This is a genomic window from Calothrix sp. NIES-2100 (assembly GCF_963875285.1).
GTDB lineage: Bacteria > Cyanobacteriota > Cyanobacteriia > Cyanobacteriales > Nostocaceae > Aulosira.
Genome location: NZ_CAWNLA010000001.1, coordinates 9,580,205 through 9,594,118 on the forward strand (window position 1 = coordinate 9,580,205; position 13,914 = coordinate 9,594,118).

Sequence of the window (13,914 nt, forward strand, 5' to 3'; positions counted from 1 at the left end):
AGCATCCCAAATGTGTAAATTTATTTTATTTTGTAGTGCGGGCATCCTCGGACTGAGACTGTCGAAGTCTTGCCCGCTTGGACAATAAAGTAGGGAGCAAGATGCTCCCCCTACTGTCTTTTTTTCAAAATTGGAATGCTCCTTTTACAAATTCAAATTCAATAATTTAGATATCGCGGGTAGTAATTGATTAGCAGTTCTCACTAAAGTTGCAGAACTCGGTAAACCTGCAAGTGTACCGATCAAAATCTTCAGTGAAGTTCTTGCTATCCTGCGCATCCGCCCTTCCTCAGGATATTTCCCCGCTTCAGCTAAAGCAATTACTTGTTCTAAAGCTTCGGCTTTATCTTCCGGTTCTAATTCTCTATTTGTGACGATTTCTGTTTGCAACTGTTGAAGTAAATTTGCCAATCTTACTGCTTCGGGAGCGTCTAAATTTTGCAGTTGAGCAATACTAGTATTAACTAAATAAGTCGCATCACTAACTGTCACCTCGCCTAAGTCAATACCTTGATTTATATTAATACTTTGCTCGCCGATATTAATCGGGTGACTACTAATTATTGCATCACTCAATTTTTCAACATATTTACCGTTTGTAATCACAAATCTCTCACCGCTTCGATAAATCTTTGTTTCTTCTTGAGCCGCAATTAAAGCTGTCTGGATAACTGTATTATCAGGTTGAAGTATTAAGGCTTGGCGAAATTGCTCTTTTGCGGCTTCAAATCTACTTTGCTCCATTAATTCTTGCCCATAACTGAGCAAAGCTTGAACAAATCCTTCCTTGTTGCGAATTGGATCAACTTTATAAGCTCTAGCATAGAGTTCTACGGCTGCATCAAAGTCTTTGACATCTATGCATACCTCAGCTAATCTAAACAGTGCATCAAAGTGGTTGGGGTTAATTTGTAATACTTGTTCATATAGCTGAAGCGAGTTTTGGATATCATTATTTTGATATAGCCTTGTTGCTTGTTGATAAATGCGATCGCTCTCCGGGTCGAGTTTTGCTAATTCCCAAATTTCTCTGCGCAATGGATACCGCTTCATTAGCCAGCGCCGCACTAATTCAACTGTGATTTTGTAAGTATTCAGATAATATAACTCTGGTATCCCGGAAGCTCCTAATTGCTTGAAAAAGCCCCATTCTAGCAAGCGTTCTTCTGCTGTATGAAATGGCTCAGTTAAAACCACACCACACTGCACCAGATGTGTTAAAGGTTCGCCTTTAACTACCGCGTTTTTCTGCTGTTGGGCTTGGGCTGCGGCTGAAAAAACTACTCTTTCCGCTATTGGTAACCCATCCCGGAACCAGGCTAAACCAGCCTCGCCAATCTCAATCGCCGACTCTACAATATTGTCTACATCTTGACGATTTACTAACCAGCGTTGCTCATCCCTAGCTTGGGAAAACAGCGCAAAGCAGATAACTTGGGTAAAATAAGGATGTCCGGCTGCTAGTTGCCAAATTGCATTGATCGCCTCAGTTTCATAGGTGAGAATTCCCTCAGCAGGTTTAACAATTAGCCGTTCTGCACTATGTCTATCTAAAAGACCAATTTCTCGATGGGGAGCTTGCCTAAATAAACTCAGTAAGTTAGGCATATCATCTAATTGTCGCCCCACAACTGGAATAATAAAAAGTTCCTTGTGCCAATAGACAATTGACTGGAGACAAGGGAAGAAGTGAGAAACAGCGGAATTTTCTTCAGAATCACCTAAAACATCAAATTCATCCAGCAAAAGTACTAAATTCTTACCTTCGATTACTTGATAAATTTGAGGTAAGAAATCATTGAAAAATATTTGTGCATCTTCCGCCAAATCTCTTTTGCTTGGCAGAATAACTTGGCGTTTGGACAATTCCAGGTAATCAATAATATCTCTTCCCAACTCGTGGAGAACTTCACTCAGGCACTTTTGACTTTTACCTTCCAAAGACAAAGGCACGAACAAGAACTGCTCTAGAGTGATAAAGTTAGGAATTTGAGATAGTACAGAAGACTTGCCAATTCTGCGCTGGCCATGCAGCAAAATTACCTGTGCCCGTTTATTTAGATTGTCTTGGACAAAATTGAATAAATCTTCACGGCCAAAAAATAACTCTGGTTCGTAAATTGGGCGACCAATAATGTAAGGATTATCTTCCCAATCGGTTGCAGACACCATTCTCGCCAAATCCTCCCCAGAGGAAGTAGATTCATATGTACCTTAAGCATAAGGCAAGTGACAATTACTTCTCAAGTAGGATCGCCCCCAAGTTTACGCGCAATCCAGACTAAAGACTTGACTATATCTTGATGTTGCCATACCCAAGCGATCGCTTTTTTGACTGTACCAGCTTGTTCGCGGCTCATCAAATTGAGAAAAACTTTCTCCCTTCCTTCCAGTTGCGCCTCATTAGTATTGTAGATTTCTTGGATTACCCACCACTCCATCATCGATGAATTAAAAGTGTAAACGGTTTTCCCTTCTTCTAATCTGCGCCCAATTACTCCCCGTTCTTCCAAATCAATTAATTCTCGACTCCTTTGGCTGAAAACTAGGTCAATATCACCTAAAGTGTAGCGAGTGTTTCTATTTAAGCGACCTTGCAAACGAACCAGCGCAATCAGCATCAAGAGAATTTGCTCTTCCTCTGTGGAAAATCTCCATGTATCGCGGAAGTATTGCTCGGTAGCGCTTTCAAAATCTCGTGTAAAGGACTCAATATCAGGAGTTTGCCCAGCTTGGATAGTGTCATACAATAGATAACCGGCATTTTGCAGCAGTGCTGGGTGTCCATCGATGATATCTAAAACTCCTGCTCTCAAATTACCGGGAATGGGTATAGCAAGCCTAGCATTCACTTCATTAGCGGGTAAGGGTCTGAGGAGGCGAAAGAGATAATGGTTATACCAAGGTGAACCCCCTGGTGTAATTGTCGGGCCTAGTTCGTTGAGGCGGCGAAAAGTGGTAACAATAGTTGAGAGATATTTACCTTCATTGCTGTGAACTGCTAGATCGCGGAACTCACTCAAGAAAGTGAGCATTTGGGTTTCCGTGTATTGGTCATTGGGGTGAAGCGCCGCATCATAATCATCTAACAACAGCAATAAGAACTTGTCACGCTGCCCAATTTTCCGCAGCATCCGGCGCAAATCTCCTTTCTCTACCTTTTCTTCCTGCAACAACTGCTTAATATCAGCGTATAGTGCGTCATCACCTTCAGCTTCATCTTGCAACAGACTGAGGATTTCGCGCCAAAAACCAGAGGGAGTAAAAGGACTTATCCCTGTACAGTTAATAGAAATAATGAATGCTTGAGTTGCATCTCGTCCTCGCGCTTGCCAAACTATCGGTGAAGCTAAGTATCTCAAAAGCGAAGACTTGCCCATACCAGGACTACCATAAATAGCTAAATGGGCACGTCGGGAAATTTGATCGAAAGCGATTCTAACTTCAGAATTGCGCCCGAAAAAGTAATCTGGAGGTACTGGGCCACCAACGTAGAAGGGATTTTGTGACATTAATCTAATCAATTTAATAGTTAATAATCAATAGTCAAGAGATAATACTCAGCTTTTGGCTGAATTTTAGCTGTATAGCTGAGAGCTTAATTACATTATTAACTTGTTGAGGCGATCGCATCTTCCTGACGCTACAATCAGCGATCGCAAAAACCTGATTATGCTTCTGGTTCAATCCCAAGCGATCGCAATTGTGCAGCTAGGCGATCGGCTCTTTGGCGTTCCTGTTCGGCGCGTTGGCGTTCCTGTTCCGCCCGTTGAGATTCTTGTTCGGCGCGTTGGCGTTCCTGTTCGGCTCTTTCTTCACCAGTCAACAACAAATTACCTTGCTCATCCCACCAGCGTAGCCAAGGTAATTCCATATTCTGATATTCTCCCTGCCATATACCTAACTCTACTCCCATAGGTGTGATGGAATAATGTCCGCGTTCATTGGGTGATAGCAACTGGTATTTTCCACCAATTAATTCATAAACTTCGACGCTGGCTTGATTAACTTCATAAATGCCGTAAAAGGGAGGACGAATCACCTGTTCATAAATCCAAAATTTGCCCTTCCAAGGAGTTGTGTCTCGTTCTTCGCTACCATCACCAGAGACAAATTCTAAGACAATTAATGGGGCAATAAACTCTCGCCAAAATACATAAGACCTGCGTGTTTGACCATCAAGCAAGGGCGGTACATTCCCTACGTAAAACCAATCTGGTGCTGCTGCGCCTTTTTCTGGGGGGTCAGTCATACGCCAGTAGATCCCACAATCTTGCCCAATACAGTATTGTCCATCGGGATGACGTTGTTGCAGTATCGGTTTAATCGAGTCTGTTAGTAAAATGCTTTGGGGATGTTCTTGAAAGTTCTTCACAAAAGTGCCATCAGACTCTGGTAGCTGCGTATGGTCAGGAAATGGAGTGAGGTCGGTTGCTCTATTGGTTGCAGAGGTCATAAGACTACCTTTGCAGGGATAAGGGTTGTTTTTTAGTGTAGCAATTGGGGGAGGAAAAGGGCGATCGCACTCCTGAGGAGAAAATAACTTAAATTATCAAGAGTCTGGTGTGTGAAAATTAATCTATGTATTTTGGGAGTTGCAACGATGGCTTGGGTAGCTGGCGAGCAATTGCAAGGTGGTAAATACACTATTGAAAGGGAATTGGGAAGGGGACGCTTTGGCATCACTTATTTGGTAAAAAACAAAAATGGCGATCGCTTAGTTATTAAAACTTTAAACGATAGCTTGCTCAATTCCCTAAGCCAAGAGGATCGCGCACGACTGGAGGGTATGTTTTACAGTGAAGCATTAAAACTTAGAGGATGTAACCATAAGCATATTGTGCAGATTACAGAACTTTTTAGGGAAGGAGAGTCTCCGTGTTTGGTAATGGAATATCTTGGTGAAGATAGTTTGGCTAATCTTCGTCCACCAATACTTTCGGAACAAGATGCATTACGTTACATTCAGCAAATTGGGGAAGCACTGATAGTTATACATGAAAATGAACTGATTCATCGAGATGTGCATCCGGGAAATATTTTGTTGCGAAACCGAGAGGGGCAGTTAGAAGCAGTGTTAATCGATTTTGGTCTAGCTCTAGATTTTGACCATATCTTAACCACAAGCCGGACGAAGGAAACTTCTGATGGATTTACACCCCCTGAGCTTTATGCAAAAGGTACTATAGCTCGTGCATATAGCGATATTTATTCACTCGCAGCTACTCTGTATAAACTTTTGACAGGAAGAACACCTGTCAATGCAATGAAGCGCAAAGTTGACGGTGAGCATTTAGTGTCTCCAAAAGAATGGAATCCTCAGATTAGTGATCGCACTAACCGAGCAATTTTAACAGGTATGAAGCTAGATCCAAAAAAGCGATCGCAGTCAATGCGAGAATGGCTCGATTCTTTGGGGTTGACTAGGGAAAGTCCCCAACCTGAACAAATTGTAGGATCTAAACCCAACTCAAATTGGCAGCAACAAATTCAGGTTTGGGGGGTAGTTATTGCAGCGATCGCAGCTATTGGAACCTTGCTTGCGGGAATAGGTGCCTTGATGGATAAATTCAAACCTTCTCCTTCTTCCAGCCCAGCATTACTTTCTCCAAGTCCGTCATCTCAAAAAACACCGTAAAATTAGCTAAGCTTTCATCATAATGCAGATTAAGGTAATTTTATTTGCACTTAGAGGTATTCATGAGCTGGATGAAAGACCAAAAATTGCAAGGTGGTAAATATGTAATCGATCAAGTCCTGGGGCAGGGGGGATTCGGAACTACTTACAAGGCATTCGATGTTGGTCTCAAAAAAACAGTTGTTATCAAGACACCCAGTGAATATCTGAAGAATGATGAGAATTATGACAAATACATAAAGCAATTTATTCAGGAAGGGCGGGTACTGGAACAGCTATCTCAATCTCCTCACCCTCATATTGTGAGAGTGATTGACAGATTTCAAGAAGGCAGCACCCACTGCCTAGTAATGAACTTTGTGCCAGGAGAAAATTTGTTTCAGATGGTGCGCCGCAAGGGGGCGTTACCAGAATCAGAAATTATACAGTATATTCGCCAAATTGGGGAAGCTTTGACGGTAGTGCATCAGGCAGGGCTCGTACATAGAGATGCTCATCCAGGAAATATCATGCTGGAGAGCGATAGTAAAGCGGTTTTGATTGATTTTGGCATTGCTAAACAAGTAGTTCCTTCAGCCATTAGTTCAACTAATAAGGCTGGTAACCAGGGTTATGCACCTTATGAGCAAACACTTAGAGGCAGTCGACAGCCAACAGTTGATATTTACTCCCTAGCTGCTACGCTCTATTATGCAGTCACAGGTCGATCTCCTACAAGTTCTCTAGATCGTAAGCTTGATAATGATTCTTTGATTCCAGCCAAACAAATTGTTCCAGACATCAGTGACCAATTAAATAAAGCAATTCTCAAAGGAATGGCCCTGGAGCCAGAAGACCGCCCTCAGTCAATGCAGCAGTGGTTGGCAATGCTAGAAGTAGCAAAAGCAATGCCTTCACCTAAAATTCAGCCAAGTTACAGCATAGAAGTGATTCGTCCCCAATCTAAGTCCCAGTCGGCGTTTGCTTCTTTGAATGAATTGGAGCAAATGCTGGCAAAAGATGAGCTAGAGTCAGATTTTAGACTAAGTAGACTACCACTGCACCTTCTGGTGCCTATTTCTTTAATAGTCTATGCTGGATGGATAGGTTATTTCATAAGATTGACACGAGATGGATCTAATATTACTTTCTGGGTTTGGGCTGTAACTGTTATTCTTGCTATTATGCCTCTAATCATATCTTGCACCTTGAGAATGTAATTTGTTCATAACAGATCTAATTAAATCAGTGAGTAAAACATTTTGCGGATGCTCTTGGCAATTTTTCGCGCCAGTTTGCACAATGGGGGAACCCTCGCAAGCGACTGGCTTACAAAAAAGTACTGTCAGACTCTGGTAGCTGCGTATGGTCGGGGAAAGGAGTTAGTTCGCCTGCGGGATTGGTTGCAGAGGTTATAAGACTACCTTTGCAGAGGTAAGGGTTGTTTTTTAGTTTAGCAATCAAAGGCGCGGTTGGGCGATCGCACTTCCTCTGCTTTGTAATCAGAAAAATGCGATCGCCTCAACCGTTTACTTAGTTAACACTAAATTAACTGGCGCTACTCCAGCTAAATCTAAAATCTGCGGAATCAAATCTTCTCGCTTCACAGCCATCATGTGGACACCTTGACACAATTGCTGTGCAATTTGCACTTGCTCAGCGGCAATTTTTACGCCTTCTTCCAATGGATGTTTGGCTTTGGCTAACCGATCAATAATGTGCTGAGGAATATTTACACCAGGAACGCACTTATTAATAAATTGGGCATTTTTTGCTGATTTTAACAGAAAAATTCCTGCTAAAATAGGTTTATTACAACCTGCGGCAACTGTGTCCATAAACTTTTCTAGTCGCTCAAAGTCTGTAATTAATTGACTTTGAAAAAATTGCGCTCCTGCTTGTAATTTACGTTCAAATCGGCTTTGCAAACCTGACAAACTCGCACATTGGGGGTCAACTGCTGCACCCACAAATAAATCGAGTGCGCCATCGGTCAAGGGTTGTTCGTTAGAGTCAACGCCTTGATTGAGTTTGCGAATCAGTTGCAGCAATCGCACGGCTTCTAAATCAAAGACACCTTTAGCATCAGGGTGATCGCCTGCTTTTACTGGATCACCAGTGAGAGCTAAAATGTTATGGATACCTAGAGCATGAGCGCCCATGAGGTCAGCTTGTAAACCAATCCGATTGCGATCGCGGCAAGCAATCTGACAAATCGGTTCAATTCCATGTTGTAATAAAATTGCCGAGGCAACTAACGAAGACATCCGCAATACTGCTCGGCTACCATCGGTAATATTGACAGCATGAACCCTCCCCTTAAGGGTCGCCGCCATATCAAGCATATGTTTTGGATCTCCGCCTTTAGGTGGTGCTACCTCGGCAGTAATTAAAAATTCGCCTGCTTGCGCAGCTTGGCGAAAGGCATTCAAGACTGTCGGACTTTGGGTATCAGACATAACATTCAGAATTTCCAGTTTCTTTCAGGGTAAAGCAAATTACTCCTAAAAGCGAAATCCTTAAAGAGGTAGAGAATAACCCAAAGCAGCTTTGACTTCTGCTAGTGTTTGGTTAGCAACTGCTTGAGCTTTTTGCCGTCCTTCCCGCAATACTGACTCCAGAGAGCCTTTATCTGCCATTATTGCCTGATATTTCTCTTGAATCGGTTTCAGGGCTGCGATCGCAGTTTCGGTCAATAATGGTTTGAATTGTCCCCAACCCATATCTTGACATTCGGCTGCTACCTCTTCTTTATTTTTACCAGACAACAGCAGATATAGAGTTAACAAATTATTACACTCAGGACGCTCTGGATCGTCGAAAGTTAAACCCCGAATCGGATCGGTTTTACAACGTTTAATTTTATTGGTAATTTGCTCTGGTGTATCTAACAAATTAATCCGGCTTAATTCCGACGGATCGGACTTGGACATTTTGCGTGTACCATCAGTTAAACTCATCACCCTTGCCCCTTCTTTCCGAATCAAAGGTGCTGGTAGCTTCAGCACTGGTTGATCCGGTTTAGCAAACAAGTGATTAAATCGGTTGACGATATCCCGCGTTAATTCTAAATGTTGCTTTTGGTCTTCCCCCACAGGGACAAAATCTGCCTGATAAAGCAGAATATCAGCAGACATTAGCACTGGGTAGTCCAATAAGCCGACACCAACATTTTCCCCCTGTTTGACAGCTTTTTCCTTAAACTGGATCATGTCTTGCAGCCAGTTGAGGGGAGTAATGCAGTTGAGCAACCAGGTGAGTTCGCTGTGTGCCGAGACGTGAGATTGGACAAAAATCGTGGAATAATCTAAATCTAGACCACAAGCCAGATAGAGAGCAACCAGATTATAGGTATTAGATGCCAACTCTTTGGGGTCGTGTGGCACCGTAATTGCGTGCAAATCAGCGACAAACAGGTAATTGTCGTAATCACTCTGGGCTTCCACCCAGTTACGAATTGCTCCTAAGTAGTTGCCTAAATGTAAATTTCCAGTTGGTTGAACTCCCGACAGAACGCGCTGCTTGCCCATAAATTTCCAGTTATTTATCTCAAATCTGCCCTATCTTAAGCGGCAGTTACAAAACACATTTAATTTTGACATTTTCTAGCTTCAATGGGCATGGGGCATGGGGCATTGGGCATTTCTCTCCCTTGTCTCCCAATACGGATCGGTTAAGGGGGAAAGGGAAAAGGGAAAAGGGCCCATTCAAACCTTTCCCCCTTACCCCTTAACCTTTTCCCTTTCCCAAAAGAGAGATGAAAATTGCTTATCCGAACCGTATTGCCTCATCTCCTTTATGCACCTTCGCTTTACAAAATATCTATAAAAGTTAAATTCTTGTCAGATAGAGTAGGGATGAGAGCGATCGCTTGACTGTTGGCGCTAACGACAAAGTAATCTATTGTGTCGATAATTTTTGTAAATCGGTATTAATTGTCTGCTTTTATTTTCTTTTTATCAAAGAATAAAATCATAATCTTGTCAGCTTTGGCTGCTGCCAAACAGCACTAAATTACTCAACTCTAGATTATTTAAATAGATAAAATAAGCAAAAAGCAGCTTTGCTCTTTTGCTTGAAGTGTGGAGTTATATTTTCCATCAATCTGCAACATTATTCTCTTTTTTTCTGAAATAAGGCAGATTTCAATTTTATAAAGTCTATAAACTACTCTTTAAAGTCAAGCAAACAGTCTATTTGACTTCTCAAAACTGATGCTTTGTTTATGTATATACAACAATATGTCTTAAAATTTATACCAGTAAATACTGTGGCAGTAGCTTCACTAAGCTGGATTTTTTCACCTTTTTGCCTAATAATAAATTATTGTCCTAGCTAAACTTGAATATTAATGTGCTTTAAAATACATTGTGTCTAGCAAAAAAATAACTTCACTAAAACTTCATAATATTCTTCAAAAAGCATGGCAATATAATTTGCAGATTGCTCATTACCTTGGATAAACTAGCAATTAATTGTTTGATAATCAGGATGCATTCCCATTATTTGACAAAGTTTGAGGAATGACATAAATCTTTTTCTGCTTATTCCCTTCTCCTTTCAATATTAGCCAATATTTTTATCTGAAGATAAAAATATTGTTGGCTGTTTTCGTTATTTAATTATATTTTTGAAGGTGGTTTTCACTAAATGGAAATAATTGATAAAAATGCTCAGTTAAGTATGAGTGATGACCAACAAAGTACTGACGAACAGACAGATGGAGATAGTGAGCCACCAGTACCAGATTGGATACCCAACGATTTATATTTTGGCAATCTCTGGGATTTAAGCAAGATTAATGCCACCGCAACATGGGACTATACCCAAGGCAGCAAAAATGTCATCGTGGCTGTTGTAGATAGTGGTGTTGACTACAATCACGTTGACTTAAACGCTAACATTTGGACGAATGCCGATGAAATACCAGACAATGGTATTGATGATGATGGCAACGGCTATATTGATGATGTCCACGGTTGGGACTTTGGGGATGGAGACAATAAACCCATTGACGACAGCCCAAAAGGCGGTCATGGAACTCACGTTGCCGGTATCATTGGTGCTGTAGGCAATAATAGCCAGGGAGTAATTGGGGTTAGTCCAAATGTCTCAATTATGGCTACGAAGCATTTCCGCTCAGGTGACACCCAAGGGAATTTGTGGAGCGTAAACCAAGGTACACTTTATGCGATCAATAACGGAGCGAGAATCATCAACCTGAGTTTTAGCTCCAAATATTTCGATCAAGAGCAATATGATATCCTACAGTATGCTTATGAGCGTGGCGTTTTAGTTATAGCCGCAGCAGGTAATGGTAATAGTGATAATATTGGTCAAGATAATGATACTACGCCACGTTATCCCGCCAGTTACGATCTTCCGAATATAATTACTGTTGCAGCTATAGATCAAAAAGATCAACTAGCCTCTTTTTCCAACTATGGTGAAAATTCTGTAGACTTAGCAGCACCTGGGGTAAATATTTACAGTACCTTACCTAATAATCAGTACGCTGCATGGAATGGTACATCAATGGCTGTTCCCCAAGTGGCTGGCGCTGCGGCGTTACTTTTAGCTGCTAACCCCAATCTAACTGTTTTAGAACTCAGATACGCCTTACTGTCAACTGTTGACAAGCTCGATTCTCTGCAAGGTAAAACCGTCACTGGCGGTAGCTTGAATGTGTTTAAAGCCTATCAACAGGTTGTTGGGAGTACTTTAGTGCAGCCGGAAAGTACTAATAACAATACTGGTGGATCTGCTGTATCGGAAATTAAAATTCAAGCGGAGAATTACAATGATGCCGAAGATAAAACATCTACCAATGAAGGTAAAAAATATCGCCGAGATTTAGGTGTAGATATCAAAAATAGCAGTGATGGCGATGGCTTTGATGTCACTGGAATTCAAGCAGGGGAATGGCTAGCTTATGAATTTAATTTATCTGAGAATAAATTTTATGACATACAATTGCGAGTTGCTTCTGTGGGCAACAATCAACAAATTAAGGCGGCGATTGACGGTGAGCAAGAACGAATCATCAGCTTTAATTCTACAGGAGCGGATGACGTTTGGATGGATGCGATCGCCAAAGGAGTAAATTTAAGCGCGGGGAGTCATCAACTGCGCCTGGATATGGTCACAGGTGGTTTCAATCTCAACTACATTAAGCTGGTACCCACCAACACAGCTTACGGTGCTGATAATAGTGAGACTATCTCTGGTAATGCTAGTAATAATTCCATCTATGGTGGCGCTGGAGATGATACCCTTGCAGGTGGACAAGGTAATGACACGATTTATGGCGATCTGGGTAATGACTTGATCAATGGCGGAGATGGTAATGATCGCCTTTATGGCGACTCAGCTAGTGCTGTAATCGGGTCTGCACAAGACACTATTTATGGTGGACAAGACAATGATATCATCTTTGGGGGTCAAGACAATGACTACCTCTATGGTGAAAATGGCAATGATACCCTTGATGGTGGTTCTGGTAATGATAACCTCAATGGTGATGCTGGTAATGATAGCCTTGCAGGTAGCTTAGGGAATGATAGCCTTGATGGTGGTTTAGGTAACGATACTGCCAGTTATAAAAGTGCTACCAGTGGTGTTAGCGTTAACCTGACGGCGGGTACAGCTAGCGATGGGCTAGGTGGCACTGATACATTAATTAGCATCGAGGCGATCGCAGGTTCTAATTACGCTGATACCCTGATCGGCAGCTTAGGAAATGATACCTTTGATGGTGCGGCTGGTAGTGATTACCTGGATGGTGGCGCAGCAGGTTATGATACTGTCAGTTATCGAAGTGCTACCAGTGCTGTCAAAGCTAATTTAACAACTGGCACAGCTAGCGATGGACTAGGTGGCAGTGATACTTTAATGAGCATCGAGGCGATTCTCGGTTCTAATTACGCTGATACCCTCACCGGCAGCATAGGTAATAATAATTTGGATGGTGGTGCTGGTAACGATAACCTCAGTGGGGGTGCTGGGAATGATACCCTCAAAGGTAGTACGGAGAATGATACCCTCAACGGTGGGGCTGGGGATGACACCCTCGATGGTGGTTCCGGTAGCGATACTGCCAGTTATCGAAGTGCTACCAGTGGTGTCAACGTTAACTTGGGGGCGGGCACAGCTAGCGATGGACTAGGTGGGAGTGATACATTAATTAGCATCGAGGCGATCGCAGGTTCTAATTACGCCGATACCCTCACAGGCAGTTCAGGGAATGATACTTTTGATGGTGGTGCTGGCAATGATATCTTCAATGGTGGTTCCGGGACTGATACTGTCACTTATAAAAATGCGACCACTGGTGTCAATGTTAACCTGACTACGGGCACAGCTAGCGATGGACAAGGTGGCAGTGATACATTGATGAATATAGAGGCGATCGTCGGTTCTAATTACGGCGACACCTTCACAGGCGGCTTAGGGAATGATACTTTTGATGGTGGTGCTGGCAATGATATCTTCAATGGTGGTTCCGGGACTGATACTGTCACTTATAAAAATGCGACCACTGGTGTCAACGTTAACCTGAAGACGGGCACAGCGAGTGATGGCCAAGGCGGCAGTGATACATTGATGAATATAGAGGCGATCGCAGGTACTAATTTTAATGATATCCTCACAGGTAATGATGGCAATAACATCCTCACAGGCAATAACGGTAACGATACCCTAATCGGCGGTCTTGGTCAGGATACCCTGAAAGGCGGTTCTGGTGCTGATATCTTTGTTTTCAATTCTCTATCTGAAGGAATTGATTCCATCGCAGACTTCTCTCGTGCTGCTGGGGATAAGATTCTCATTAAAAGTTCTTTCTTGGGTGCGACTAATCTTAACCAGTTCAGCTATAACGCAACTACAGGTGCTTTGAGCTTTAATAATGGAATTCAAAGCACTCAGTTTGCTACCCTCAATATTAGTTCCGGCTTGATTTCGAGCTTGGATATTATTCTTGAGTCTCCAGTCATCTAAGAGGATGTTTGAAAAGTCCTGTCTTGGGTAGCAAAACGTTTTAGATCCCCCATTATCCACGCCACTTGCTTCAAGCCGGGAAACCCGTCCAACGCAGTGGCTCCCCTTAAAAAGGGGGACTTTAAGAAGTTTTCCCCCCTTTTTAAGGGGGGCTAGGGGGGATCTATTAGTGCCTAAAATCACAGCCAACCACTTTTCAAACAACCTCTAACAACTTTTACCAATGTCCTGGCTACAAGCCAGGAGATTATAGCAGTTATCGTCTGCTTAGGCAGGCTTTGTTTGTCTAGAACCACCCT

Annotated in this window: 9 protein-coding genes and 1 pseudogene; 3 read left to right on the forward strand and 7 right to left on the reverse strand. The window is 42.4% G+C overall.

All coding sequences use genetic code 11. From position 1 onward, the window contains the following. Window positions 1–144: 144 nt before the first annotated feature. From AACU32_RS38995 to AACU32_RS39010, 4 genes are all read right to left on the reverse strand, one after another. Window positions 145–2,172, reverse strand: a complete 2,028-nt coding sequence (locus AACU32_RS38995; RefSeq protein ID WP_096607558.1) for a tetratricopeptide repeat protein — start codon at window positions 2,170–2,172, stop codon at window positions 145–147. Window positions 2,173–2,243: 71 nt separating this feature from the next. Further along, entirely contained in the window at window positions 2,244–3,512 is a 1,269-nt protein-coding gene (locus AACU32_RS39000; RefSeq protein ID WP_096607559.1) for an ATP-binding protein, read from the reverse strand. Between the two features lie 34 nt (window positions 3,513–3,546). Continuing rightward, complete coding sequence (locus tag AACU32_RS39005) at window positions 3,547–3,687, reverse strand: hypothetical protein (protein ID WP_339378628.1); 141 nt, start codon at window positions 3,685–3,687, stop codon at window positions 3,547–3,549. After that, a complete protein-coding gene (locus AACU32_RS39010) occupies window positions 3,671–4,456 on the reverse strand; it encodes a Uma2 family endonuclease (RefSeq protein WP_096607560.1) in 786 nt (261 codons plus the stop codon). Before AACU32_RS39010 ends, AACU32_RS39005 begins: the two co-directional genes overlap by 17 nt. Window positions 4,457–4,603: 147 nt before the next feature. On the opposite strand from AACU32_RS39010, the gene AACU32_RS39015 reads away from it, so the two are divergent. After that, a complete protein-coding gene (locus AACU32_RS39015; RefSeq protein WP_096607561.1) occupies window positions 4,604–5,638 on the forward strand; it encodes a serine/threonine protein kinase in 1,035 nt (344 codons plus the stop codon). Window positions 5,639–5,700: 62 nt separating this feature from the next. Further along, complete coding sequence (locus tag AACU32_RS39020; RefSeq protein ID WP_096607562.1) at window positions 5,701–6,837, forward strand: serine/threonine protein kinase; 1,137 nt, start codon at window positions 5,701–5,703, stop codon at window positions 6,835–6,837. Here AACU32_RS39020 and AACU32_RS39025 read toward each other — a convergent pair. The 3 genes and pseudogenes from AACU32_RS39025 to trpS all read right to left on the reverse strand — a co-directional run. Then, window positions 6,823–7,033, reverse strand: a pseudogene (locus tag AACU32_RS39025) (Uma2 family endonuclease); the annotation flags it as partial. The gene AACU32_RS39020 and the pseudogene AACU32_RS39025 sit on opposite strands and share 15 nt — an antisense overlap. Window positions 7,034–7,146: 113 nt before the next feature. Then, complete coding sequence (locus AACU32_RS39030; RefSeq protein ID WP_096607563.1) at window positions 7,147–8,076, reverse strand: methylenetetrahydrofolate reductase; 930 nt, start codon at window positions 8,074–8,076, stop codon at window positions 7,147–7,149. A 60-nt stretch (window positions 8,077–8,136) separates the two neighbouring features. Beyond that, entirely contained in the window at window positions 8,137–9,147 is a 1,011-nt protein-coding gene (trpS, locus tag AACU32_RS39035) for a tryptophan--tRNA ligase (RefSeq protein WP_096607564.1), read from the reverse strand. Between the two features lie 1,120 nt (window positions 9,148–10,267). Here trpS and AACU32_RS39040 point away from each other — a divergent pair. Beyond that, a complete protein-coding gene (locus AACU32_RS39040) occupies window positions 10,268–13,615 on the forward strand; it encodes a S8 family serine peptidase (protein WP_096607565.1) in 3,348 nt (1,115 codons plus the stop codon). Window positions 13,616–13,914: the final 299 nt, after the last annotated feature.